Raw genomic sequence first — 25,008 nt, forward strand, 5'->3', positions numbered from 1 at the left:
AGTGTCGATCCGGGGTCAAACGATGCCGACGTGACCAGCACGACAGCATCGCTGACTGCCAGCCAAGGATTGCACGAATACGTGTACCCGTGCACCCCCTGTTAACAGGGCCTTTGCGCCCCCTTGCCGTGCCTGACAGCAAGCCTCAGCCCGCCTCACCAGCGGGCTTGATCGCATGCCCGCCAAACTCATTGCGCATCGCCGCCAGCATGCGGTCGCTGAAGGAATTTGCCTGCCTCGAGCGCAGCCGCTCCAGCAGTGACAAGGTGATCACCGGTGCCGGCACATCCAGTTCGATGGCCTCGGCCACGGTCCAACGGCCCTCGCCAGAGTCCTCAACGTAGGGAGCGATGCCTTCCAGCGCGGGATTTTTCTGCAGCGCGTCGGCGCTGAGATCCAACAGCCATGAACGCACCACGCTGCCATGCCTCCAGACCTCGGCCACCTTGCCCACGTCCAGTCCGAACTCGGCCTTCTTCTCCATCAGCGCGAAGCCCTCGGCATAGGCCTGCATCATTCCGTACTCGATGCCGTTATGGACCATCTTGCTGAAGTGTCCCGCGCCGACTGGACCAACGTGGGCCCAGCCACGGTCCGCCGCGGGCGCCAGCGCCTTGAACAGGGGCGACAAGCGTGCCACCACGTCGACTTCGCCGCCGATCATCAGGCAATAACCTTCCTGCAGACCCCACACGCCACCGCTGGTGCCGCAGTCCACAAACGCCACCCCGGCTTCAGCGCAGCGTGCAGCGCGCTGCTGCGACTGCTTGTACCAGGAGTTGCCGCCGTCGATCACCACGTCACCGGCGGACAGCAGCGGCAGCAAGCTGTCGAGGGTGGCATCGACCACCTTGGACGGCACCATCAACCACAGCGCGCGCGGCGCCGGCAAAGCCTGCACCAGCGCCTGCAAGGCATCCACCGTGGCGATACCGTGCACGGCCACCTGCGCCCGCGCCTGCTCGCCCGGATCAAAACCGGTGACGGCAATCCCCGCACGCTGCAGACGCTGCGCCATGTTGGCACCCATGCGACCCAGCCCGATCATTCCCAATTCCATGCTGAAGCTCCTCCGGTGGTAGTAAATCCTGCCGCACAGGCCAGCACACCCGCCTGCAACCAGCATTGCTGGATCGCGGAGTGCAGCTTGTGCAACAACAGTTGGATGACAAACGGCGTGTACCGCCCAGAATGCTGTGGATGGCGTACAGGCTCGGGGAGCTGCCGATGTACAGCGCGCCGGCCAAACCTCATCGCGCCGGTTCCGCCGGAACCGGTTGTGTCGCCTGATCCACGTAGTACTGCAGGCGGCCAAAGAAGTTGCGGTAGAACTGCGCGTCCTGCACGGTGCTGCTGGCGACCCGCACCAGCGAGTCGTCATTGCTGCCAAACGGCAGCGATACCGAGCCCAGCGCACCGACGCCAACGCTGGCCGAGGTTGGCGACTTCTTCAAGGCATAGCGGTCCTGCACCGCACTCACAAACACCTGTGCCTTGCCAGCGCCCTGCGCGGCACAGGACACCCGCAGCACCAGCTGCTCGTGCACTTCATCCTTGGGCTGGAAGTTCTTGTTGCCTTCCACGTTGCTGGCATCGGCACGGGTGATCGCATAGCCCTGACCCAGCAGCGCGCGCCGCGCAGCCTCGCAGGCCTGCGCCGGTGCGGCATCGATGCTGCGCGTATAGGTATCGCCCGAATCGAAAGATTCGCGCAGCAAGGTGCTGTTGACGGCTTTGCCGCCGCAAGCGGTGAGCAACAGGCTCACAACGGCCAGCGCAGGCAGCAGATGTCGGCGCATGGGCAACTCCACAGTCAGCGAATACCCACAGCATAACGCCGCCAACGTAGGGCTACGTTGACGGCGTTTAAAGCTTGCAGAGCCTGTTGTCGCTGCGCTCAGCTGGGCTGTGCGCAGCGCTGTGTCAGTCGGCCCAGCGGCCCGGGCCGGTGGACTGCGGCAGCACCTGTGCCGACAGCGGACGGTCCTTTTCCAGCACGTTGAGGGCATCGGCAAGGATCGAAGCCGATTCCTTCAACAGCGGGTCCGGACGCTTCTCTGCAGCCTTCTCACGGGCGGCATCCTTGACGATGTCACGCTCGTTGCCGGTCAGACCGTCATCAGTGCTGTCCTCGGCCAGCGGGTCCAGCGGCAGGCCCAGTTCCTTGCGGATCTGCTGGCGCTGCTTGCGCTGTGCTTCCTGCTTGTCGCGCTCGGCACGACGCTCGGCTTCGTTGAGCGAGACGTACTTCTTGGCGGCCTCGGTGCGGAACTGCTGCACGTCCTCTTCCCACCACTGGAACTCGCGGTCGGCGCGGATACGCGTGGCGTGCAGGGTTTCCAGGCGCGGCACGATCGGCGCGAAGTTGCCGTACTGGGTATGCGGCACGGCGGCAATGCGGGTCCACGGCAGCGCGTTGTCGTAGGTGCTTTCACCAAACTCGCTGGCATCGACGCTGGCCGGGAAGGCCAGGTCCGGCACCACGCCCTTGTGCTGGGTGCTGGAGCCACTGACGCGGAAGAACTGGGCGATGGTCAGCTTGACCTGGCCAAAGCGTTCCTTCTCGCTGGCCGGCCAACGATCCAGCGGCACCACGTTCTGCACGGTGCCCTTGCCGAAGGTGGTCTCACCGATCACCAGGCCACGACCGTAGTCCTGGATGGCACCAGCGAAAATCTCCGAGGCCGAGGCCGAACCGCGGTTGATCAGTACCGCCAGCGGGCCGTCCCAGGCCACCGCCGGGTTACGGTCGTTGTTGACGGTGACGCGGCCGCCGGATTCACGCACCTGCACCACCGGGCCCTGCTCGATGAACAGGCCGGTCAGTTCGATGGCTTCGTCCAGCGAACCACCGCCGTTGTTGCGCAGGTCCAGCACCACGCCGTCCAGCTTGTCGGCCTTGAAACCGGCCAGCAGCTTGGCCACGTCGCGGGTAGCGGAGGCGTAGTCGGCGGCATTGCGGCGGCGGCCTTCGAAGTCCTGGTAGAAAGTCGGCAGCTTGACCACACCGATGCGGCGCTGCGGCTCGCCAGCGGCGGCCGGGATGGCGATGGTCTCGCCCTTGGCGGCCTGCTCGGACAGACGGATCTTCTGCCGGGTCAGGGTCAGCATGCGGTGCTTGCCGTCCACGCCTTCGGCAGCCGGGATGTACTCCAGACGCACCTGGGTGTCCTTGGCACCGCGGATCTTGCCGACCACATCGTCGATGCGCCAGCCGATCACGTCTTCGATCGGGCCGGAGCGGCCCTGGCCAACGCCGACGATGCGATCACCGGCCTTGAGCGTGCCGTCCATCGCCACCGGACCACCCGGCACCACTTCGCGGATCACCACCATGTCGTCCTGGCGCTGCAGCTGGGCACCAATGCCCTCCAGTGACAACGACATGGCCTGGTTGAAGTTCTCGGCCGTGCGCGGGGTGAAGTAATCGGTATGCGGGTCGACGGCGCTGGTGTAGGCGTTCATGTAGAACGAGAACACGTCATCGCCCTTGAGCTCGTTGATGGTCTTGAGCAGAGTGTCGTAGCGCTTGTCCAGGGTTTTGCGGATATCAGCGGCCGGCTTGCCAGCCAACTTCAACCGCAGCCAGTCGTTCTTGACCGACTTGCGCCACAGATCGTCCAGTTCGGCGTTGGTTGCCCACGGCACGTCCTTGCGGTCGTAGTTGAAGCGCTCTTCAACAGTGAAATCAGGCTCCTGGCGCAGCAGGCGGCGGGCATAGGCCACGCGCTCAGCTACCCGCTGGCGGTACACCGCGAACACCTGATAGGCCGGATCCAGCTCGCCGGAACGGATGGCGTCACCGGTCCGTGCTGCCAATGGCGCAAAGCGATCCACGTCCTCCTTGGTGAAGAACTGCTTGCCGCTATCCAACGACTCCAGGTAACGCTTGAACACGTCCTGCGAAGTCGCCGCATCCAGCTGACGCGGGCGGTAGGCGTAACGGCTGTCCGACAACAAGCCGTAGACCAGCTTGGAGGTGGTGGCCTGATCGATTGTCGCTGCCGAGGGCAAGGCCGAATCAGCACGCGCCGACAAAGCGGCGGGAGCGGTCAGCGCGAGGGCCAGCAGGAAAACGGGAACTCGGTAGTTCATCAAAGTACTCGTGGCACCGAATGTTGTGGGGAGACTGCGGGCAAGTACGACATGCCGACAGTGCCGAAAGTTTCGGCACTTGTCACCTTGCTCAGCTGCAGAGTAGCTGCCGCCCCGTAGCAGTTTGTGAATCGCTGCCGTGGCGCCACTCGAATCGACGCGATCCCCGCTGCGGCAGTGCGCCGCAGCGGGATGCGGGGGTCTGGTTCAGACAGCGACGCCGGCACCGGCCGCCTGCTGGTCGGCGTGGTAGGACGAACGCACCATCGGGCCGGAGGCTACGTGGGTGAAACCCAGTTCGTAGCCGTAGTCCTCGAACGCCTTGTACTCCTCCGGCGTCCAGTAACGCAGCACCGGGTGGTGATGGGCGGTCGGCTGCAGGTACTGGCCGATGGTCACCATTTCCACGTCATGCGCGCGCAGGTCATGCAGGGTGGCCTGTACCTGCTCGAAGGTTTCACCCAGGCCGAGCATGATGCCGGACTTGGTCGGCACGCTCGGGTGCTGTGCCTTGAAATTCTTCAACAGGGTCAGCGACCACTGGTAGTCCGCGCCCGGGCGTACGTTGCGGTACAGGTCCGGCACGGTTTCGATGTTGTGGTTGAACACGTCCGGCGGGTTCTGCGCGAGGATTTCCAGCGCGCGCTCCATGCGGCCTTTGCCACGGAAGTCCGGGGTCAGCACTTCGATGCGGGTCTTGGGCGACTTTTCGCGGATGGCAGTGATGCAATCAACGAAGTGCTGGGCACCGCCGTCACGCAGGTCATCGCGGTCGACGCTGGTCACCACCACGTACTTCAGGCCCATGTCGGCTACGGTCTGGCCAAGGCTGGCCGGCTCGTTGGCATCCGGCGGCTTGGGCCGGCCGTGGGCCACGTCACAGAACGAGCAGCGACGGGTACAGACCTCGCCCAGGATCATGAAGGTGGCGGTGCCATGGCCGAAGCATTCGTGGATGTTCGGGCAGCTGGCTTCTTCGCAGACCGTCACCAGACGGTTCTCGCGCAGCTTGGCCTTCAGGTTGGCCACGGCATTGCCCGAAGGAATGCGCACGCGGATCCAGGAAGGCTTGCGCAGCACCGGCGCGTCGGCGAACTGCACCGGCGAGCGGTTGATCTTGTCCCCGCCGAGCTGTTTGACACCGGCCTGCAACGGCGCGGACGGAATGTCGCCCTGCACGACCTGCAGGGGAATGGAGCGCGTGGTGGTTTCAGTCATGGCGTTATCAGCGGTCTCAGAGCCGCGTAGTCAGATCGGGCAGTTCGGGCGTCGGCTGCAAGGCCAGACCGAACTGCTGGGCCAGATGGGACAGCAGCACCGACTTGACCGCTTCGATGCCCGAAGGACCGCCCAAGTCTAGCACCGAGGTCACCTGCATCCCGGCGTAGCCGCAGGGGTTGATGCGGTGGAAGGGTTCAAGATCCAGCGACACATTGAACGCCAGCCCGTGGAAACTGCAGCCACGACGCACGCGGATGCCGAGCGCGGCAATCTTGGCGCCGCCCACGTAGACACCGGGCGCGCCGTCCATGCGTTCAGCACCGATGTTCCATTCGTCCAGCGTGTCGATGATGGCCTGCTCGATCCGGCATACATAGTCACGCACACCAATACCGAGCCGGCGCAGGTCCAGCAGCGGGTAGACCACGATCTGGCCCGGCCCGTGATAGGTCACCTGACCGCCGCGATCCACATGCAGCACCGGGATATCACCGGCCGCCAGCACATGCTCGGGCTTGCCGGCCTGGCCCAGGGTGAACACCGGGTCATGCTCGACCACCCACAGCTCGTCGGCGGAGTCGTCGGTACGGGTATCGGTGAACTGCTGCATCGCGTGCCAGACAGGCTCATAGCCCTGCCGGCCAAGATCCCGCAGCAATGCCGAACGCAGCGCCTTGCGCGGCGCCTCCACCGCGCAGGCGGTTACAGCGTCCACTTCACTTCCGGATGGTCACGCATCACCTCATGGGCGGCGTCGTACTGCTCACGGCTCTCCGCCTTGAAGGCGATGCGCACCGAAACGTACTTGCCGTTGGAGGACTCTTTCCAGCTGATGCGCTCTTCCAGTACCTCGATACCGGCGCTTTGCAGCAACTTGGGCAGTTCAGCTTCCAGACCGATATTGGCTGCGCCCATGGCGCTGAGCTCAAAGGTACCGGGGAACTGGAAGCCGTGTTCAGGGTTGTCGGACTTGATTTCCATGCCGCCATTATCGGGGCGAACGCCTACAAACCCAAGGCCATACCCGGATTACAGCCTTCCATGCCAGCCACCCGTAGTGCCGAGCCATGCTCGGCAGAGGTTTTCCCGGCGGCCAGTGTGGGAGCGGCATCAGCCGCAAAGCTGGCAATCCACATCAATCCGTACTGCCCGCAACCTGAACGCCTACGAGCTTCGCGGCTGATGCCGCTCCTACAAAAACACTTTGCCGGGCAAACCCCTGCCGAGCATGGCTCGGCACTACCGCTCCCCCCAGAAACCAGAAAGGCCGCTTGCGCGGCCTTCCTGCGGGGTAAACCCAGGCTTACTTGGACAGCTGCAGCAGGGTGGACGACACCCAACCGCGGTTGCCCAGCTCATCCTCGACTTCCCACATCACGCCTTCCTTGGTGCCGGTCGGGTACAGCATCATCCCGGCTTCCAGGGTGCGTACCGGCGCGCCGGTACCGCGGGCGTTGGCCAGCAGACGACCAGCACGGGTCACCGTCACCGCCTGCTGCGCGTTGGCGGCAGAAGCGTTATCCGGCAAACCACCCAGCTGGGCAATGATGTCGGTATAGGCCTGCAGGTAAGCCATGGTGATCACCTGGCCGATTTCGGTGTTGGCATAACCGCCAACGCCCGCCGCGCCCAGGCCGCTGCCGCCGAACAGACCGCCGCTGGCACCAAAGCCCATGTCGCTCTTGCGCGCGGAGCCTTCGGAGATGGCGACCTGCTCCGACGAACGCACGTCGGTTACGGTCAGCACCACGTCAGCGGTCTTGCTGGTGAAGTTCAGACCACCGACCACCGCACCGGCACGGCCACCAATCAAGCCGCCCAGCAGGCCACCAATGCCACTGCCACCGGCGTTGCTGTTCTGCGAGATCAGGTCCGGAATCATCACGTAGTCAGCGGCCTTGATCTGGCCCTTGCCGACGTTGGAGCGACCACGCAGGTCGCCACTGGCCGCCAGTTCACGCTCGAACTGACCCGCGGCCATACCGGCACCACGGTCCACCAGGGTGAAACAGCGCGAGCGGTTGACGAAGGCCTTGATCAGGCGCGACGGCGCCGGCAACTGCTGACCGGTCCACCAATGGGTGGAGTCTTCCGGTTCGATCACCGACAAAGTGCCGATCGGACGCTGGCAGGTTGGAATCTGTGCGGCAGCCTGTTGGCGCTGTTCCTGCGCCTGGGTGCCCTTGGCCTTGAATGCTGCCTGGGCCGGCTGGCTGCTGACAGCCGCAGCGATGCCCAGAGTGATGACCGCTGCAGTGAGCGGCGAAAAAACGTTACGCATCTGATACTTCCCCATTAACCTGCACCTTACGAGGTGCGTTCCTTTGGCTTAGAGACCTTGCGGTAAGACTCTGTCCCTGATGTTACCTAGCAGACGAGCACGGTCCGGTCCGCCGGAATCCTAACCCAGACGGGCATTGGGATGCATGACGTTTTTGTGAGGAGGCTCCCTTTATGGGGACCGAAGCAGCGCTTGCGTACCCATCTGCCAGCAGAACAATGGTCAGACAAGCCCAGGTCGCCGGAGGCCGGCACTCACCGGGTGGGCATGGTCCGCGACTTCTGGCTCACCCGGTTGCCGAACGATCAAAGCAACACGGAACCCGAGGGCAAAATCGCCCGCACCCACACGTCACACCTCTTCCGCGGTGATATGCGCATCGGAGACAACAAGCATGCTTCCGCGGGGCGGTTTCAGCTGCTGTTGGAGAGGTGAGCGGCCACATGCCTAGTGCTGGGAAAAAACCGCTACTCGATGACCTGCACCGAGCCGCCGAATCAAATATTTCCGTGCGAAGTCCCATGCAGACGCTCACTGTCCCATGTGCGCAATCATCTTTCCCGCCAGCCAGTCAAAAGCCGAACGCGTAGAGGAGCGAAACTATCTGGCGCGATTCCATCGGCCCTGCGCGTCCGCCGCGAACGTTCAATTACGCGGATAAAACCGCGCAAGATCATCTTGTGCACGCATAACCGCCAAATATTCCACCGTCACACTCACAACAATCTGTCCGCTCGGTAGCGATATGACGGCCAACAACAGATCACTAAGCTGCATATCACCCTGCTGGCGTGGAGCCTACACATGAAAAGAGCCGCACGACTTCTGTCGCTGATGGCAGCCGGCCTCGCAATCGCTCCGGCAATCGCAGCACAGCAGTGCGCACAAAGTGCCTTGAGCGATCACCCGCCGGCAATCAATTTCCGCGTCGACAATGACTTGCTGGGCGGCGCGCAGCAGGACCAGGGCTATACCAATGGTGCGATGTTCACGCTGGTCTCGCCGAATCTGCAGGATTACACCGACGACCCGTGTTTGCCGCGCCTTGCGCGTTGGATGAATCGTCACCTGGAGCGCCTGCATCCGGGTGAATTCCAGCAGCAGAACATGATCTTCAGCTTCGGCCAGGGCCTATACACACCGACCGACAGCGCGCGTAGCGACCTGATCAAAGATGATCGTCCGTATGCAGCGGTATTGATGGTCAACTTCGGCTACAACGCACGCAACGGCAATCACCTACGCACCACTCAACTCGCATTGGGAATGATCGGCCCATCGGCGCAGGGCAAGCAGGTCCAGGACGCGGTACACAGCGTGTTGGGCGATGAAAAATTCATGGGTTGGGACAACCAACTACGCGACGAGCCGGTGCTCAAGCTGTTGCATGAGCGCATGCAGCGCTGGCCAGCCGACGGCAATGCCGGAGGCTGGGGTTGGGATGCGATCAGCCACTGGGGTGGCGCCATCGGCAACCTTGCGACGTATGCCAATGTTGGTGGCGAAGTACGTTTCGGCTGGAAACTGCCTGATGACTTTGGCAGTTCACCGATGCGTCCTGCGGGCGAGAACACTGCTCCAACTCGTCGCGGTCGCAGCGAAGGCTGGTCCAGCCATCTGTTTGTCACCAGCGATGCGCGTTTGGTAGTGCGCGACATCACCTTGGACGGCAACACCTTCCGCAATAGTCACAGTGTGGACAAACGACCGTTTGTGGGAGACATCGGTTATGGCGTTGCGGTAATGCGCGGCAAGTGGAAGTTCGCCCTGGCCCGCTACCACCGCACCCGCGAATTTGACGGTCAGAAAGAAACGCCGGTATTTGGCAGTTTCACCATCAGCCGTACGCTTTGAAGGCAGGTGTGAGCAAGTGCGGCCCACTCGCCATGCGGTGCGATATAGCGAGAAGCGCCCTCACCCCAACCCCTCTCCCGCACGCGGGAGAGGGGCTAGTGCACTAGCAGCCGGCGCATTCCGAGCCCCTCTCCCGCGCGCGGGAGAGGGGTTGGGGTGAGGGCGCTTTTGCTCCGGCTTTTGCTCCGGCTTTCGCTCTTCAGCTTTTGACTTACGGGCCCCTTCCGCAGCGACGGAGCTGGCAGACAAGACCCCGAACGGGGCGGCGCACATGGATGTGCGTCGTTTTTCGACGATACAGGGATGTATCGTCGAAAAATCCTGCCAGCGGAGTGGACCCGCGTCGCGCAGCGGCGTGGGCGCGTAGGCAGGGTGTGCTTTCTTTTGGTTATCTTTTCTTTGCACAAGCAAAGAAAAGTAACTCGCTCCCCGAAGGGGAGTGAAAGCCTTTGGCTTTGGCTTTGGCTTTGGCTTTGGCTTTGGCCTTGGTCATTGCCGTTGCCGTTGCCGTTGCCAAAGCCAAAGCCAAAGCAACGCAGAGCAGAGCAGAGCTTTCGCCCGCCTTCGGCGCGCGAGCGCACCTTTCTTTGCTTGTGCAAAGAAACGTGGCCCAAAGAAAGCACACCCTGCCTACGCGCCTTCCGCGCTGCGCGCTCCAGGTCCACTCCGCCAGCGGGATTTTTCGCCACGACATCCATGTCGTGGCGAAAAACGACGTGCATCCTTGCACGTCGCCCTTCGGGTTCTTCCCACTGGCTCCGTCGCTGCGGAAGGGGCCCGGTGAGTCAACGTCGAGGTCAAAGTCAAAGTCCGAAGCAACGGCAACAGCAACAGCTAAAGCTACCCCTCCCCGGCCCTCCCCTTGCCTGCGGCAAAGGGAGGGAGCGAAGCTGCACTAGGCAAGGGAGGGAGTGGTGCAGCGCCTGGCAGAAAAAACAAAAGCGGCGTTACCGCATCCCACCGACATGACCTCCAGTCGACAGAACACCGCAACGCCGCTCGGCTTTTCAGCCTGTGAAAGCCCTTACTCGGACTTCCACCACATCATGAAGGCATCCCACAGACGCTTGAAGAACCCCCCCTCTTCCACCGCCTGTACAGCCACCAGCGGCGCCTCGGCGACTACCTTGCCATCCAGCGACACCTTGACCGTACCAATCTGCTGGCCTGCAGCGATCGGCGCCACCAACTCCTTCGGCACGTCCATCGACGGCTTCAGATCGTTGTAACGACCGCGCGGCACGCTCACCAACATCGGCTGCGCCACGCCCAACTGCACCTCATCGGCCGCGCCCTTCCACACATGCTGCGTGGTCACCGCCTTGCCCGGCTCATACATGCGATGGGTTTCGAAGAAACGGAAACCCCAGTTCAACAACGCCAGGCTGTCATCAGCGCGCTGCTTCTCCGATGCACCGCCCATCAACACCGCCACCAGACGCTGATCGCCGCGCTGAGCCGAGCTCAGCAGGCAGTAACCGGCAGCCGAAGTGTGGCCAGTCTTGATGCCGTCCACGCTCTGGTCACGCCACAACAGCAGGTTGCGGTTCGGCTGGGTGATCTTGCCTACCGTGAATTCCTTGATCTTGTTGTACGCATAGGTCTCCGGGTAATCGCGCACGAAGGCGCGGCCCAGCAACGCCAGATCGTAGGCGCTGGACTGGTGACCCTCGGCATTCAGACCGTGTGCGTTGACGAAGTGCGAATCCTTCATGCCGATCTTGGCTGCGTAGCTGTTCATCAGCGCCGCAAACGCTTCCTGGCTACCGGCAGCGTGCTCAGCCAGAGCGATGGCCGCATCGTTGCCGGACTGGATCGCCATGCCCTTTTCCATGTCTTCCAGACGCGCAGTCTGGTTGACCGGGAAGCCGCTATAGCTGCCGTCGGTACCTGCTCCACCTTCGCGCCAGGCGCGCTCGCTCATCATCACCTGGTCGTCAGGCTTGATCTTGCCGGTCTTCATTTCCGCGGCCAGCACATAGGACGTCATCACCTTGGTGATGCTGGCCGGCGGCAGCGGCGAATGGATGTTCTCGCCTGCCAGCACCTGGCCGGTGGCGTAATCCATCAATACCCATGCCGAAGAGGTAGTCGGAACCGGGGCCGGCGGCGTAGCCACCTGCGCCGGAGCAGCAGCTGCAGCCGGAGCAGGCGTGGGCGTCGGGGTGGGCGTCTGGGCGGAGGCCAGACCCACGACGAGCGTGGTGGCCAGTGCAGCGGCGGCAAAACGGAATTTCATCGGACAGCGGTTCCTGATGGACGAGGAAGAAAAATTCGGGGAGTCATTGTAGGGCGACACCAGCCAGCTGGCGGCACCCCGGTGTGCTGGGGTTAATCGCGGACCACTTGCGGCAGGCCAAATCCAAGACCGGCAATACGCCCGGCAAGTTCCGTGGCGCTGCTGTTGTCGCTGGCCGGCACACGCAGGCGCCACAAGGTACGGCCACCACTGACGATGTCACTGAGGCTGGCACCGACAATACCCGCAGAAGCGAGCTGGCCCAAGGCCCGCGCGGCGTTGTCGCGACTGGAGAAGCTGGCGACCTGCAGCAGGATCGAGCCCAGCGCGCGTGCGGCAGGGTCGGCCGGTGCCGCCGGCACGGTCTTCGGTGGCGGACCCGCAGCAGCCCTGGCCGCGGCGGCCGCAGCCGAAGCCGTAGGCGGGGTGAACTGCAGCAACTCCGAGGCTGCAGGCAGCGCCTGCACACTCACCGGAGCCGCCACGGTACTGGCAGCACTGGTGGTTGCCGGACGACCGGTAGCGACGCGCACGCCGTTGTCCTTCATCCAGGCGTCAAAATGGTCGGCATTGCCAGCCACCGGGCGCGCCGGCACCACGGGCGGCGCTGGCAGCTTTTCGACCAGCTGGTCCATGCGACTGGGGGCCACGCGCGCGGTACGTGCTGCGCTGGCGCCGGTAGCGGCCGCACGTTCACGGCGGGCACGGCGGCTGTCGTCGGAGGCCTGCAGGTTCTCGCTGCCGGGGGTCAGGCCATGCACTTCGACCCGGCCGGTACCTCGCTGGGTGATGCCCAGCCGCACTGCGGCGGCGTAGCTGAGATCGATGACGCGACCTTCGTGGAACGGACCACGGTCGTTGACCCGCACGATCACCGACTCGCCGTTGTCCAGGTTGGTCACCCGCGCAAAGCTCGGCAGCGGCAAAGTCTTGTGCGCGGCGGTGAAGGCGTACATGTCGTACACCTCACGATTGGAGGTCAGCCGGCCATGGAATTTCTGCCCGTAATACGAGGCGGTGCCCTGTTCCACGTAGTTATCGACCCGGTCCATGATCTGGTACTGCTTGCCCAGCACCGTATACGGCGACCTGTTGCCGACCGCCGAGCGCGCCTCGTTGGTCACCAGCGGCTCGGGAATGCAGTTCACGTTGGGCACATAGCTCGGCGTGGTGTCGCTCACCCCGGGCTTGTACAGACCGCCGGCGGTGTAGTTGCCGCGGGTGGACAGGTCTTCCTGTGCCTTGGCATAGGGTGAACCTTCCGGGCACTCACCACGCGCGTTGCCACGGCCATGCACCACCGTCGCCGGACGCGACGATGCGCTGGCACCGGAGCCGCCATGGGCCGACTTCTTGGGAGCGCTGCTACAGGCGGCCAGCCCGAGCACGATCAACGCAGGGACCAGCCACTTGATGTTCATGCCGGGGGAAGCTCCTTGCCGGCGATGGCCTGGGACAGCTGGAACACGGCCATCGCGTACATTTTGGAGATGTTGTAACGGGTGATTGCGTAGTAGTTCTGGAAGCCCAACCAGTACTGCTTGCCGTCGCTGCCTTCCAGGGTTACCGGAGTGGCCTTGGCATTGACCGCACGCACTGGCGTGATCGGCTGGTAGCCGCGCGCCGCCAGTTCGGTAACGGTGTAGGTCGGGGTCCAGTCGGTGGGATTGAACTCCTCGAAGCCGGCCTGCAGCGTCGCCGGTACCGCAACGGTGCCGCCACGGATCCAGCCACCCTTCTTGACGAAGTAATTGGCAATGGACGAGAACACGTCGTCGTAGCTGTTGAACAGGTCGCGGCGACCGTCACCATTGCCGTCCACCGCGTAGTCCAGATAGCTGGACGGCATGAACTGGCCCATGCCCATCGCCCCGGCGTAGCTGCCCTTGAGCGTGGTGATGTCGAGCTTTTCCAGCGCGCTCAGTTCAAACAGCTTGGCCAGTTCGTCGCGGAAGAACAGCTCGCGGCGCACTTCGCGCTCGAGCTTGGTCGGGTCGCCGGTGCGCGGGTATTTGAAGGCCAGCGTGTACAGCGCATCCAGCACGCGGTGGTTACCGGCATTGCGGCCGTAGCTGGTTTCCACGCCAATGATGGAGACGATCACTTCAGCTGGCACGCCGGTGCGTTCCTGCACGCGCATAAGTTCATCGCGATGCTCGGCCAGAAACGCGCGACCACCGTCGATACGGGCCTGTGTAATGAACATCGGCCGGTATTCGTTCCACGGCTTGACCCGCTCGGCCGGACGCGACATTGCAGCAATGATCGGCTCGCGGATCTGCGCCTGGGCCAGCGTGCTTTCGATATAGGCCGGGTCGATGCGGTACTTGGCCGCCGTATCGCGCACGAAGTTGGCGCGGGCGGTTTCGAACGGCACCGGGGTCAGATCGACCGGCGGCAACGCGGCCTTGGCCTCGGGTACGGCTTCGGCCGGGCCGGTGCTCGGCTTGACCGGAGTTTCCGCCGGGGCCGGCAGAGATGTAGGAGACTTCGGCTGGGTTGCGCAGGCAACCATGCCGAGGGTGAGGCAGCAAACCAGGGCGCGTCTAATCATCGGGCGAGATTAGCAGGTCAAAGATGAATTTCCCGCAATAACACCATGAAACACAACAAGATTGAAGCGGAAAATACGCTTCATCCGCCAGCACCCGAGCCCCCTCGGATTCATGCCATCCGATGAATAGGCGTCATGTTGCCGCCTACCGTGGACTGGCAATCTGGCTCGGCAAGGATCGTGATCACCTGGGCCAGGCAAAAAAGGAATGTCGGTCATCTCCCCATCCCGCTGAGATGACCGACACTCGCGTCAGCGTCCGGAGGACCCGGGACGACGGCTCCCCCCGTCATCCCGCCAGATGCCAACCTGCCAGCTGCCCCATACGGCGAGCCGACAGTCACAGCGCGGACTACGCGCCGGTGACGGGGCGTAGTGTGAAGGTTTAGTAAAGCCAGGTGTTTGATCTGGATCAAAACTCGCAATGTTGACGCGGATAAATAGATGATCCGCGCAACAGCGTTGCGCTAGCCGCCGTGCACTGGTCGATGCGCACGCACCGCCATCACCAACCCGAAGCCGGCCAACAACGACACCGCCGAGGTGCCGCCATAACTGATCAACGGCATCGGCACGCCTACTACCGGCAACAAGCCGGAGATCATGCCGCCGTTGACCAGGATGTAGACGAAGAACGCCAAACCGGTCGCGCCCGCCAGCAGCCGCGAATAGGTATCGCGCGAGTCCACCGCGATCCACAGGCAGCGGCCGATCACGAACAGGTACAAGGCAAGCACGATCGCCACGCCGATCCAGCCGTACTCCTCACTCAGCACCGAGAACGCAAAGTCGGTGGTCTGTTCGGGAATGAAGTTCAGGTGCGACTGCGAGCCCAGCCCCCAGCCCTTGCCGGTCAGCCCACCGGAACCAATGGCGATCTTGGACTGGATGATGTTCCAGCCCGCACCCAGCGCATCACTCTCCGGGTCGAGGAACATCATGATGCGGTCCTTCTGGTACGGCCGCAGCAGCCAGAACCAGGCCACCGGCGCAGCGGCGGCAACACCGCCCACGCCCACACCCACCCACCACCACGGCAGGCCGGCCAGCAACAACACGAAGGCACCGCTGGCGGCGATCAGCACACCGGTACCGAAGTCCGGCTGCAACATCACCAGACCGGTCGGCACACCAATGATCACCGCTGCCACCAGCACCACCGGAATACGTGGCGGTAAGGGCATGCGGTTGAGGTACCAGGCCACCATCATCGGCAGGCTGACTTTCAACAATTCGGCCGGCTGCAGATAGAACAAGCCCAGGTTCAACCATTGCCGCCCGTACTTGCCGGTGCCCAGCACGAACACCGCCAGCAGCGGCAGCATCGACAAGGCGTAGATCATCGGCGTCCATGCACGAATACGCAGGATCGACACCCGCGAGATCGCCCACATCGCCACCAGGCCCACCGCGAAACGCGCACCCTGCGCCATCACCAGGCCACTGCCGCCGGCGCTGTCCAGCACCGACAGGCCAATGACCATCAAGGCAAGCAAGGCAAACAGCAGCGGCCAATCCAAGCCGCGGGTCAGGCGCTGACCCATCTCCAACGCCCAGCGCAGGAAATCCCTCATCGGTGCATCTCCGCTGTCGTTGCCGCCGGCACCGCCGGACGCGCAGCTGCCGGCGCAACGCCCGGCAGCGCATCGGGCGCAGGCTGCGGCGGCACACCAGGCTGCGGTGCGGGAGCGCCGACCATGATCGGCAGATCAGCGAACTGCGGCGCGACCAGCTCGCCGCGCGCACGCCAGCTTGCATCTTCGGTATCAAACGTCGTCACGCCCACCGCCACCGTGCCGCGCTCGGCATCCAGAGGTTGCAGGCCTTCGGGCATCACCCCGAGCAACCAGGCATCAAACACCTTGCGTGCGATAGGCGCGGCGGCCGAACCACCGTAACCGCCGCCTTCCACCGCGATGGCAATCGCGATCACCGGCTCTTCGGCAGGCGCAAAACCAACGAACAACGCGCGATGGCGCAGGTGCATCGGCAGGCTGCGCGGATTCAATGCGGCCGTGCCCTTGCGGCTGATGACCTGCGCGGTACCGGTCTTGCCAGCCATGCGGTACTGCGCACCGGCGGCGGACCGCCAGCCACTGCCGCCGGGCTGCATGGTACCCATCATGCCCTCGCGCACTGCCTGCACATTGGCAGGATTGGGGCTGATCGGTCGGCTCGCTGGCTGCTGCGTCGGCGCCCAGTCGTGGTCGAAGCCAGCCCGTTGTTCCATCACCAGGTGCGGCGTGCGTAGCTGGCCGGTTGCCAGGCCACCAACACCACGCACCAGCTGCAGCGGCGTTACTTTCCACAGGCCCTGACCGATGCTGGCATTGACCGTGTCACCGGGATACCAGCGTTCCTTGTTGGCTTTGAGCTTGGCTGCGGGTGACGGCAGGATGCCGCCGATCTCGCCGGCCAGATCGATGCCGGTAGGCTGGCCAAAGCCGTAGCGGTTGCCCATGTAGTCGTCATAGCGCTCGATGCCCATGTCGATACCGAGCTGGTAGTAATAGGTATTGACTGACTGCGTGATCGATTTGCGCAGATCCGTCCAGCCATGACCACCACGGTTGGCGTCACCCCAGCCACGGCTGACGCCGGGCAGGTAAAACATGCCGCGCGACAGGATCTTGTCTTCGGGCCGGCGCAGGCCGCTGTCCAGGCCAGCCAGGCCAAGGAAGGGCTTCACCGTCGAGCCCGGCGCCACACCACCCAGCACCAGCCGGTTGAACTGAGGCCGCGACGGGTTTTCGTTCAGACGCTTGAAGTCGGCGTGCGAGATGCCGTTGACGAACAGATTGGGATCGAACGACGGCAGGCTGACCATGGCCAGGATCTCACCGGTACGCGGATCGATCGCCACCGCCGAGCCCTCCTGCTCGCCGAACGCCGCCACCATGGCGCGTTGCAGATCGGCATCGATCGACAGCCGCAGATCGGTACCCGACTGCGCCGGCACCCGCCCGACCGTGCGGATCGCACGGCCCTGCACATTGGTCTCGACCTGCTCGTAGCCGATCTTGCCGCGCAGCTGGGTCTCGTAGAAACGCTCCAGCCCGGACTTGCCGATGTGGGTCAGCGCCGCATTGCCCTCGCCCAGCTCTTCCAGATCCTTGTCATCGACACGGCCAACGTAGCCGATGATGTGGCCGAACAGATCGCCGTAGGGGTAACGCCGGGTCAGATAGGGTTCCAGCTCGACACCCGGGTAGCGCCAGCGGTCCACCGCGAAGCGTGCCATCTCGTCGTCGCTGACCCGCAGCTTCAGCGTCACCGGCATGAAGCCGCGGCGTGCCTTGCGCGATTGCTTGAAGCGCTCGATGTCTTCTTCGCTGAGCGAGAAGATCTTCTGCAGCCCGGCCAGGGTGGCGTCCATGTCCGTGACCTTGTCGGCGGTCACGTCCAGGCGGAAGGCCGGCACGTTCTCGGCCAGCAGGCGGCCGTTGCGGTCGTAGATCAAGCCACGCCCCGGCACCACCGGCCGCGCCTTGATGCGGTTTGCTTCCGAGCGGGTGGCGTAGATGTCGTGGTCCAACACCTGCAGCTTGAAGTACCAGCCGGCGAGGAAACCCAGGGTCAGCAGCACACCAAGGAAGCCGATCGCGGCACGGCGGCGGAACTGCTCGGCCTCTGCGTGCGTGTTCTTGTGCTGGCGGCGCGACGCCATCGTCAGCGCCCGCGCTTGCCCAGCCGCACCGCATCCAGCAGCACATACAGCGGCAACCACAAGGCCATGCCCAGCAGCGGCGCCACCCAGTAGCTCCACGGCAGCATCGGCTCACCCACCAGCAGGTGGATGGCAGCATCGATCACGCGATCGTTGAACAGCAGCCCGCCCATCGCCAAGGCCTGCTGCGACAGCGGGAAGAAGCGGATGCGGGCACGGAAGCGCTGCAGGATGAAGGCCATCACCACCAGCCGCAGTGCCTGCTCACCCAGAATGCCGCCAAACATCACGTCGGCCAGCAGGCCGATGCTGAAGGCGAAACCCAGCCCAACCTTGTCCGGGGTTTCAATCACCCAGTAAGCCAGCACCAGCGCCAACCAATACGGGCGCGCCGGCAACAGCAGCTCGGGCAGCGGAATCAGCGCCAGCAGCAAGGCCAGCACGAAACTGACCGGCATCACCCAGCCCTTGGTGCGCAGACGACTCATGGGCGCACCTGCGGCGGGGTCGGGTTGTCAGTGGTCACTGGTGTCGCCGGGCTTGCGGATTCGTTGGCTGGCGTTGTCGCCGGGACCGGCGCCTGGCCTGCAGCTGCCGGCTCGCTCGCTGGCGCGCTGGCCGGGGCCTGGGTGGCCGCCGCAGCCGGAGGGTTGGTGGCGTTGCCGGTGGCAGGAACAACGGCAGCTGACGCGCCCATGCGGTTGACCGGGGCGGCGGATGGACCGCCCGCCGCCGCGGCTTCCGGCGCCGATTCGATTGCACTGCTATCCGGCAACTGCGGCAGCGCCGGTACCGAACGCAGCAGCAGCACATTGCGGCCACGGTCCAGCTTGGCCGCCGGCTCCAGCTCGCCGACCAGGAAGGCGTGGGTGTCGTCCGGGCGCAGCTTCAGGATCTTGCCGACCGGGAAGCCGGCCGGGAAACGCCCGCCCAGACCGGAAGTGACGATCTCATCGCCCACCTCCACGCCTGCGCTGAGCGGAATATCACGCAGTTCCAGACGATCGCCACGGCCGTAGACAATCAGCCGCACGCCATTGCGCGCCACCGCCACCGGCACCGCATGGTCCGGATCGGTCAGCAGCAGCACGGTTGAATGCGCAGGCGTTACCGCGATCACCTGGCCCATCAAACCGCCGGAATCGATCACCGCCTGGCCGACATGCACGCCGGCGCGGCTGCCTGAATCCAGCACCAGGCGCTGCTTGACCGGGTCCAGGTCGATATCGAGGATGGGCGCCAGCTGCACGTCCAGACCATTGCGCTCGGCCACGTTGAGCAGCTCGCGCAGCTGCGCGTTGTCCAGCGCCGCGGTCTGCAGGCGGGTCAGGCGCGCGTTGGCGACCAGCAGTTGGTTGCGCAGCTCGCGGTTTTCGCTGACCAGCTGGTTATGGCTGGCCGCATTGTCCTTGACCGATGCCCCTACCCGGCCCGGCACACCGGCCAAGGCCCAGATCGGCTGCACCAGCACGTTGGCCTGGGCGCGCAGACGCGACATCCAGCCGCCCTGGTCGTCGAGCACGATCAAGGTGATGGCCAAGGCCAGGTACGCCAGCAGACGCAGCGTGCTGCTGGCATCCCCTTGACGGGAGGCTACGGGAGGACCGGCGTAAGGGGGCACGACAGAAGGCTGGGAATTGGGAATGAAGAATCGGGTATGGAAACGGCGCGACTGGTGTCACGCCGTTGGTTCGGGGAAGCGGATGCTGGAGAGTGGAACGAGCTGCAGGACCCCCTGCCCCCCGTTCTCGATTCCCCAGCCCCCATTCCCTGCGGATCACTCCGGCGCAAAGAACTCGTTGCCGTGCATGTCCACCAGTTCCAGCGCACGACCGCCACCGCGGGCCACGCAGGTCAACGGATCGTCGGCCACCTGTACGTGTAGGCCGGTTTCTTCGGAGATCAGGCGGTCCAGATCACGCAGCAGCGCGCCACCACCGGTCAGCACGATACCGCGCTCGGCGACGTCGGCACACAGTTCCGGCGGGGTCTGTTCCAGCGCAAGCTTGACCGCCGAGACGATGCCCGACAGCGGTTCATGCAGGGCCTCCAACACTTCGTTGGAGCTGATCTTGATCATCTTCGGCACGCCCTCGGCGAGGTTACGGCCGGAGATTTCCATCTCGATCACTTCCGCCTGCGGGTAGGCGCAGCCCAGCTCCACCTTGATACGTTCAGCGGTGGCTTCGCCGATCAGCATGCCGTGGTTGCGGCGCACGTAATTGGTGATGGACTCGTCGAAACGGTCGCCGCCGATGCGCACCGAGGCCGAATAGACAATGCCGTTCAGCGAGATGACCGCGACTTCGGTGGTGCCGCCGCCGATATCGATGACCATCGAACCACGCGCCTCGGTGACCGGCATGCCGGCACCGATCGCAGCAGCCATCGGCTCTTCGATCAGGAACACATCACGCGCACCGGCCTCCTCGGCCGATTCCTTGATGGCACGACGCTCGACCTGGGTGGAACCGGCCGGCACGCAGACCAGTACGCGCGGGCTCGGGCGCAGCACGCGCGACTTGTGCACCTTCTTTATGAAGTGTTTGAGCATCGCCTCGGTGTAGGTGAAGTCGGCGATGACGCCGTCCTTCATCGGGCGGATGGTGGTGATATGGCCCGGGGTACGGCCGAGCATCTGCTTGGCTTCGGCGCCGACGGCAGCCACCGAGCGGGTGCCACCGATGGCACGGTCCTGGCGTACGGCCACGACCGACGGCTCGTTCAGCACAATGCCCTGGCCGCGCACATAGATAAGGGTGTTGGCCGTGCCCAGGTCAATGGACAGGTCATTGGAGAACATGCCACGCAGCTTCTTGAACATCTGGGAAGTGATCCTGAGGGGTGTCGCGCCCACGCCGGTTGGCGAAAAAATGGGCAGAAAATGAGGGCAGTTAGCCTATCAACCCACCCCCGCCCGAGCAAGGAAAATCCTAGTGAATTCTGGGCTTTCGACCACTCCGGGCAGCTGCGGTACATCCTTGCTTGTGGCCGTGGACCGCCGCAGCCGGTAACCTTACGCACTTTGGCGCGCAGTCGCGCCGGGTCGTCTGCGCGTGCGCGGCGGCTTTTTCCTTTTACGTATAGGCCTGTTCGCAATGTCCGCTTTGATCTGTGGTTCCCTTGCCTTTGACACCATCATGGTGTTCCCGGACCAGTTCAAGAACCACATCCTGCCGGACAAGGTGCACATCCTGAATGTGTCGTTCCTGGTGCCGCGCATGCGTCGCGAACTGGGTGGCTGCGCCGGCAACATCGCCTACAACCTGAAGCTGCTGGGCGGCAGCCCGATCCCGATGGGCACCGTGGGCCAGGATTTCGGCCCGTACCGCGAGCACTTCGAGCGCATGGGCATCGACCTGAGCCAGGTGCGGGTGTTGGAAGACATGTTCACCCCGCAGTGCTTCATCACCACCGACCACGACAACAACCAGATCACCGCTTTCCACCCGGGCGCGATGATGCGTTCGCACGACAACCACGTGCGCGACGTGCCGGGCGTCACCTTCGGCATCGTTGCACCGGACGGCCGCGAAGGCATGATCCAGAACGCAGCCGAGTTCGTCGAATGCGGCATTCCCTTCATCTTCGATCCGGGCCAGGCGCTGCCGCTGTTCAACGGCCCGGAACTGCGCGAGTTCATCGAGCAGGCCGACTACGTGGTGGTCAACGATTACGAGTCCAACCTGCTGCAGCAGCGCACCGGCTGGAGCGAGACCGACATCGTCGCCCGGACCAAGGCCTACATCACCACCCAGGGCCCGCGCGGCGCGATCATCCACACCCCGGAAAAGACCTTCGACATCCCGCCGGCGCACGAGCGCCGCGTGGTCGACCCGACCGGTTGCGGCGACGCCTTCCGCGCCGGCCTGATCTTCGGCATCGAGAAGGGCATGGATTGGCTGACTGTCGGCCGCATGAGCAACCTGATGGGCGCGCTCAAGGTTGAACACCCGGGCACCCAGAACCAGCGCTTCGACTTCGCTGAGTTCAACGACCAGTTCAAGCAGCAATTCGGCTACGGCCTCTAAGAAAAACGGCGCCTCGGCGCCGTTTTTTTGTCCCCGGCAAACTGTAGTGCCGAGCCATGCTCGGCAGGGGCCTTCCCGGCCATGCGTAGGCCGCATGACACCTGTAGGAGCGGTGTAAGCCGCGAAGCCGGTGATGCTGGATTGCAGGCGAATTCGGCAATCTGATGGTGTGCGAGCTTCGCGGCTTACGCCGCTCCTACAAACCGCCTGCGGCCTGCCAATGCTGCAGCAACTGCGCGCAATCGCGCAGCTGCCATTGCGCCATGCCCGGCCACGGATCATCAGGCACATTGATCAGAATCCCCGGCACACCCGCGGCCTTCGCGGTGGCCAGATCGTAGTAATGATCACCCACCATCCGCATCACTGCCGGTGCTACATCCCAGCGCTCGGCAAAAAACTGCAGCCCAGCCGGTGACGGTTTGGGCTCCACTTCCCAGCGGCCGATGATCTCATCGACAGCAAAACACTCCGCTACACCGATCGCCGCCAGAGTCACTTCGGCCAGCTCACGCGCATTGCGGGTGAGGATGCCCAAGCGGCACCCATCGGCATGCAGCGCGCGGATCAAGGCCACCGCTCCCGGCGCCGCGACCGACGCTTCGGCCAGTTCCCGCTCGTGCTGTATCAGCCAGGCATGGCTGTCAGCAGCCTGCTGCGCCGGCAGGCTGGCCAGATGCTCAAGAATGTCCGCGCCGGATGGAATCTGCAGCTCGCGCCGGATCAATTCAAAATCATGCACCGGCTCGGTCAGGGTGCCGTCCATGTCGAATACCCAATGACGGCTGGCAGCGACGTCGCAACGCCCCACCGCATCAGCGAGCACCGACATCAATCCCAGTTCGGCATCTGGCTGCCGTCCAGCCCACCGACCTCGAACACCGCCTTGCGGGTGCCACCAGCCAGCACCGGGAACTCGATCTCAATGACCTTGGCCTTGCGCACCTGTCGCCACAGGCCGCGGTTGTCATTGATGAACATGGCAATGGCTTCGTCAGTATCCGGACGATTCGCGGCCATGCTGCGGGCCGGCGCCCCATCGACGCTGACCTTGACCTGGCAGGCGCGGTAACAAGCCTTGGCGAAGTCGCTGGACTGCAGCACCAGATAGGCGTGGCGCTTCCACTCCGGGTGATCGCGGAACACCAGGTTCACCTGCTTGGGGCCAGTGCTGTCCACTTCCACGCGGTCTTTGCTGAGGATCGCTGCCGAGCGCTGGGTACCTCCCTTGACCGGCACCTGGTTGTAGCTCCACAAGGCCTGCATGCGGCGCAGCTCGCTGGCCGCAGCCGCCTTCTCCCGGACCTCGGCAAAGCCCGGTTCGATGCGTTTGGCGGTTTCCGAATCAGGGAACTGATCGAGCAGCGCGGCGCCGTGGATGCGCGCCTTTTCCCAATCGGCGGCGGTAACTGCAGTGTCGTACAGCTTGCCGATGCCTTCGGCATCGGCTTCGCGTTTTGCGCGTTCCTGGGCTGCAGCAGCCTCTTGTTGCTGGCGCTCGGCCTCCGGGTTGCTGCAGGCGGCCAGGGCGAAGACGCAGAGCGCGCCAAGGATCAGGGGTTTCATCAAACAGCTCCAGTGAACGTGGCGCGGAATGGGCGCGCGATGAGGTTCACTTTAGAGCATGTTGGGGATTGGGGAGGTGGAGTCGGGATCGCTTTGGCTTTGGCTTTGGCTTTGGCTTTGGCTTTGGTTTTGGTTTTGGTTTTGGTTTTGGCTTTGGCTTTGGCCCCTGCCCTTAAGCCGTCATTCCCGCGAAGGCGGGAATCGCTCTAGCTCTGGCTCCAGCTTTTGACTCCGGCTCCAGCTTTTGGCTCCGGCTCCGGCTTTTAAGTTACCCCCTTGCTCTGACTTCGCGCACAAGCAAAGGCGAGAGCGATTCCCGCCTTCGCGGGCATGACGGCATAAAAGCAATAGCAACAGCTACGGCCACGGCAAAAGCAAACGCAGAGGCAACAACCCCAACCATCACTCCTCACCCACCCGCCACCAATGCGTAGAAGGCGCCGGCGCACGAATGTCCAAACGTTCACCCATCTGCGGCGCAGTCAACGCAACACCCTTCTCCGCCGCCAGTGCAGTAATCCGCTCGAACGGCTCGGTCCAAGGATGCAAGGCCAGATCAAACGTGCCGTTGTGGATCGGCATCATCACCTTGCCGCGCACATCCAGATGCGCCTGCAGACTCTGCTCCGGCTGCATGTGCACACCCGGCCAATCAGCGTCATAGGCACCGGTCTCGACCATCGCCAGATCGAACGGGCCGTAGCGCTCACCGATCTTCGCAAAGCCGTCGAAGTAACCACTGTCGCCACTGAAGAAGATCCGCGTGCGGCCGGTATCGACCACCCACGATGCCCACAAGGTGCGATTGCCATCAGACAGCCCGCGACCAGAAAAATGCTGCGCTGGCGTAGCTGCGATCTTCAAGCCTTCCACCCGCGTTTCCTGCCACCAATCCAGCTGGGTGATCTTTTCCTGCGGCACGCCCCAGGCAAGCAGGCGATCACCCACACCCAGCGCAGTCACGAAGTGCCGCACCTTCGGTGCCAGCGCCAACACCGCATCGTGATCGAGATGATCGTAGTGGTCGTGGGAGATGATGACGCCGGTGATCTGGGGCAACTCGTCGATCGACAGCGGCGGCGCATGGAAGCGCTTGGGCCCCATGAACGAGAACGGCGACACACGCTCGGAGAACACGGGGTCGGTCAGCCAGAAGTGGCCATCCAGCTTCATCAGCATGGTCGAGTGGCCAAGCCGCCACAGGCTGTCGTCGGGCGCGTCCAGCAGCGCCTGCCTGGTCAAGGCATGCACCGGGATCGCCACCTGCGGGGTCGCATCGACCGGCTTGTCGAACAGGAACCGCCACCACACCTTGGCACCGCGCACGAAGCCGAGCGGCACCTGCTTGGCCACATTGTGGAAGCGCCCCTCGCCGTATTGCGGCGACTGGTCATAGGAAGCGGCCGGATGTGCACCGCAGGTCAGCAGGCCAATGGACATGGCGATCAGTACCGTAATGAGAAGGAGAAAACGAGGCAGGCGACGCTTCATGGCTGGGCT

The 25,008-nt window shown here is 63.9% G+C and carries 20 protein-coding genes; 2 read left to right on the plus strand and 18 right to left on the minus strand.

What is annotated here, in order from left to right; genetic code table 11:
• Positions 1-145: 145 nt before the first annotated feature.
• From gnd to ACVOLZ_RS14780, 7 genes are all read right to left on the minus strand, one after another.
• Positions 146-1,060, minus strand: a complete 915-nt coding sequence (gene gnd, locus ACVOLZ_RS14750) for a phosphogluconate dehydrogenase (NAD(+)-dependent, decarboxylating) (RefSeq protein ID WP_481516779.1) — start codon at positions 1,058-1,060, stop codon at positions 146-148.
• A 190-nt stretch (positions 1,061-1,250) separates the two neighbouring features.
• The gene (locus ACVOLZ_RS14755; protein ID WP_481516780.1) at positions 1,251-1,799 is read right to left on the minus strand and encodes a DUF2242 domain-containing protein; all 549 of its coding nucleotides are present in this window, start codon (positions 1,797-1,799) and stop codon (positions 1,251-1,253) included.
• Positions 1,800-1,923: 124 nt separating this feature from the next.
• Complete coding sequence (locus ACVOLZ_RS14760) at positions 1,924-4,095, minus strand: carboxy terminal-processing peptidase (protein ID WP_481516781.1); 2,172 nt, start codon at positions 4,093-4,095, stop codon at positions 1,924-1,926.
• Positions 4,096-4,302: 207 nt separating this feature from the next.
• A complete protein-coding gene (gene lipA, locus ACVOLZ_RS14765) occupies positions 4,303-5,313 on the minus strand; it encodes a lipoyl synthase (RefSeq protein ID WP_481516782.1) in 1,011 nt (336 codons plus the stop codon).
• Positions 5,314-5,329: 16 nt separating this feature from the next.
• Complete coding sequence (lipB, locus tag ACVOLZ_RS14770) at positions 5,330-6,031, minus strand: lipoyl(octanoyl) transferase LipB (protein ID WP_481516783.1); 702 nt, start codon at positions 6,029-6,031, stop codon at positions 5,330-5,332.
• On the minus strand, positions 6,019-6,297 hold the full coding sequence (locus ACVOLZ_RS14775) for a DUF493 family protein (RefSeq protein ID WP_481516784.1): 279 nt from the start codon (positions 6,295-6,297) through the stop codon (positions 6,019-6,021). Before ACVOLZ_RS14775 ends, lipB begins: the two co-directional genes overlap by 13 nt.
• A 322-nt stretch (positions 6,298-6,619) precedes the next feature.
• Positions 6,620-7,597, minus strand: coding sequence for a CsgG/HfaB family protein (locus ACVOLZ_RS14780; RefSeq protein ID WP_481508702.1), 978 nt, complete (start codon positions 7,595-7,597; stop codon positions 6,620-6,622).
• Positions 7,598-8,401: 804 nt separating this feature from the next.
• Between ACVOLZ_RS14780 and ACVOLZ_RS14785 the strand changes: the two genes are divergently transcribed.
• Positions 8,402-9,451: a lipid A deacylase LpxR family protein gene (locus tag ACVOLZ_RS14785; protein ID WP_481516785.1), complete on the plus strand. Its 1,050-nt coding sequence runs from the start codon at positions 8,402-8,404 to the stop codon at positions 9,449-9,451.
• Positions 9,452-10,475: 1,024 nt separating this feature from the next.
• On the opposite strand, the gene ACVOLZ_RS14790 is transcribed toward ACVOLZ_RS14785, so the two are convergent.
• From ACVOLZ_RS14790 to ACVOLZ_RS14825, 8 genes are all read right to left on the minus strand, one after another.
• Positions 10,476-11,690 (minus strand): D-alanyl-D-alanine carboxypeptidase family protein, encoded by a 1,215-nt coding sequence (locus ACVOLZ_RS14790; protein WP_481516786.1) that lies wholly within the window; start codon positions 11,688-11,690, stop codon positions 10,476-10,478.
• 92 nt (positions 11,691-11,782) lie between these two features.
• Complete coding sequence (locus ACVOLZ_RS14795; protein WP_481516787.1) at positions 11,783-13,111, minus strand: septal ring lytic transglycosylase RlpA family protein; 1,329 nt, start codon at positions 13,109-13,111, stop codon at positions 11,783-11,785.
• Positions 13,108-14,244: a lytic murein transglycosylase B gene (gene mltB / locus ACVOLZ_RS14800; RefSeq protein WP_481516788.1), complete on the minus strand. Its 1,137-nt coding sequence runs from the start codon at positions 14,242-14,244 to the stop codon at positions 13,108-13,110. The genes ACVOLZ_RS14795 and mltB overlap by 4 nt, the downstream gene beginning before the upstream one ends.
• 467 nt (positions 14,245-14,711) lie before the next feature.
• Entirely contained in the window at positions 14,712-15,818 is a 1,107-nt protein-coding gene (rodA, locus tag ACVOLZ_RS14805) for a rod shape-determining protein RodA (protein WP_481516789.1), read from the minus strand.
• A complete protein-coding gene (mrdA, locus tag ACVOLZ_RS14810) occupies positions 15,815-17,911 on the minus strand; it encodes a penicillin-binding protein 2 (protein WP_481516790.1) in 2,097 nt (698 codons plus the stop codon). The genes rodA and mrdA overlap by 4 nt, the downstream gene beginning before the upstream one ends.
• 2 nt (positions 17,912-17,913) lie before the next feature.
• Entirely contained in the window at positions 17,914-18,399 is a 486-nt protein-coding gene (mreD, locus tag ACVOLZ_RS14815) for a rod shape-determining protein MreD (RefSeq protein WP_481513805.1), read from the minus strand.
• Positions 18,396-19,532 carry a rod shape-determining protein MreC gene (gene mreC, locus ACVOLZ_RS14820; protein WP_481516791.1) on the minus strand — a complete coding sequence of 379 codons (1,137 nt, stop codon included), beginning with the start codon at positions 19,530-19,532 and terminating at the stop codon, positions 18,396-18,398. The genes mreD and mreC overlap by 4 nt, the downstream gene beginning before the upstream one ends.
• A gap of 156 nt (positions 19,533-19,688) precedes the next feature.
• A complete protein-coding gene (locus ACVOLZ_RS14825; RefSeq protein WP_005419402.1) occupies positions 19,689-20,735 on the minus strand; it encodes a rod shape-determining protein in 1,047 nt (348 codons plus the stop codon).
• A gap of 274 nt (positions 20,736-21,009) precedes the next feature.
• Here ACVOLZ_RS14825 and ACVOLZ_RS14830 point away from each other — a divergent pair, with 274 nt between their 5' ends.
• Entirely contained in the window at positions 21,010-21,942 is a 933-nt protein-coding gene (locus ACVOLZ_RS14830) for a carbohydrate kinase family protein (RefSeq protein ID WP_481510531.1), read from the plus strand.
• A gap of 196 nt (positions 21,943-22,138) precedes the next feature.
• On the opposite strand, the gene ACVOLZ_RS14835 is transcribed toward ACVOLZ_RS14830, so the two are convergent.
• The 3 genes from ACVOLZ_RS14835 to ACVOLZ_RS14845 all read right to left on the minus strand — a co-directional run bounded on the left by ACVOLZ_RS14835 (position 22,139) and on the right by ACVOLZ_RS14845 (position 24,999).
• Entirely contained in the window at positions 22,139-22,774 is a 636-nt protein-coding gene (locus ACVOLZ_RS14835; protein WP_481516792.1) for an HAD family hydrolase, read from the minus strand.
• Positions 22,774-23,508 (minus strand): hypothetical protein, encoded by a 735-nt coding sequence (locus ACVOLZ_RS14840; protein WP_481516793.1) that lies wholly within the window; start codon positions 23,506-23,508, stop codon positions 22,774-22,776. Before ACVOLZ_RS14840 ends, ACVOLZ_RS14835 begins: the two co-directional genes overlap by 1 nt.
• Before the next feature lie 402 nt (positions 23,509-23,910).
• Positions 23,911-24,999, minus strand: a complete 1,089-nt coding sequence (locus ACVOLZ_RS14845) for an MBL fold metallo-hydrolase (protein WP_481516794.1) — start codon at positions 24,997-24,999, stop codon at positions 23,911-23,913.
• Positions 25,000-25,008 lie beyond the last annotated feature (9 nt).

The sequence above is a fragment of the Stenotrophomonas sp. STEN020 genome (assembly GCF_056760195.1).

Bases quoted from the DNA above. Each gene is read 5' to 3' on its own strand.
- rodA (WP_481516789.1), bottom strand. From the start codon at position 15,818: ATGAGGGATTTCCTGCGCTGGGCGTTGGAGATGGGTCAGCGCCTGACC.
- ACVOLZ_RS14790 (WP_481516786.1), bottom strand. From the start codon at position 11,690: ATGAAATTCCGTTTTGCCGCCGCTGCACTGGCCACCACGCTCGTCGTG.
- ACVOLZ_RS14825 (WP_005419402.1), bottom strand. From the start codon at position 20,735: ATGTTCAAGAAGCTGCGTGGCATGTTCTCCAATGACCTGTCCATTGAC.
- ACVOLZ_RS14845 (WP_481516794.1), bottom strand. From the start codon at position 24,999: ATGAAGCGTCGCCTGCCTCGTTTTCTCCTTCTCATTACGGTACTGATC.
- ACVOLZ_RS14785 (WP_481516785.1), top strand. From the start codon at position 8,402: ATGAAAAGAGCCGCACGACTTCTGTCGCTGATGGCAGCCGGCCTCGCA.
- ACVOLZ_RS14760 (WP_481516781.1), bottom strand. From the start codon at position 4,095: ATGAACTACCGAGTTCCCGTTTTCCTGCTGGCCCTCGCGCTGACCGCT.
- ACVOLZ_RS14780 (WP_481508702.1), bottom strand. From the start codon at position 7,597: ATGCGTAACGTTTTTTCGCCGCTCACTGCAGCGGTCATCACTCTGGGC.
- ACVOLZ_RS14840 (WP_481516793.1), bottom strand. From the start codon at position 23,508: ATGAAACCCCTGATCCTTGGCGCGCTCTGCGTCTTCGCCCTGGCCGCC.
- mltB (WP_481516788.1), bottom strand. From the start codon at position 14,244: ATGATTAGACGCGCCCTGGTTTGCTGCCTCACCCTCGGCATGGTTGCC.
- gnd (WP_481516779.1), bottom strand. From the start codon at position 1,060: ATGGAATTGGGAATGATCGGGCTGGGTCGCATGGGTGCCAACATGGCG.
- ACVOLZ_RS14775 (WP_481516784.1), bottom strand. From the start codon at position 6,297: ATGGAAATCAAGTCCGACAACCCTGAACACGGCTTCCAGTTCCCCGGT.
- mreD (WP_481513805.1), bottom strand. From the start codon at position 18,399: ATGAGTCGTCTGCGCACCAAGGGCTGGGTGATGCCGGTCAGTTTCGTG.
- mrdA (WP_481516790.1), bottom strand. From the start codon at position 17,911: ATGGCGTCGCGCCGCCAGCACAAGAACACGCACGCAGAGGCCGAGCAG.
- ACVOLZ_RS14835 (WP_481516792.1), bottom strand. From the start codon at position 22,774: ATGTCGGTGCTCGCTGATGCGGTGGGGCGTTGCGACGTCGCTGCCAGC.
- lipA (WP_481516782.1), bottom strand. From the start codon at position 5,313: ATGACTGAAACCACCACGCGCTCCATTCCCCTGCAGGTCGTGCAGGGC.
- ACVOLZ_RS14830 (WP_481510531.1), top strand. From the start codon at position 21,010: ATGTCCGCTTTGATCTGTGGTTCCCTTGCCTTTGACACCATCATGGTG.
- ACVOLZ_RS14755 (WP_481516780.1), bottom strand. From the start codon at position 1,799: ATGCGCCGACATCTGCTGCCTGCGCTGGCCGTTGTGAGCCTGTTGCTC.
- ACVOLZ_RS14795 (WP_481516787.1), bottom strand. From the start codon at position 13,111: ATGAACATCAAGTGGCTGGTCCCTGCGTTGATCGTGCTCGGGCTGGCC.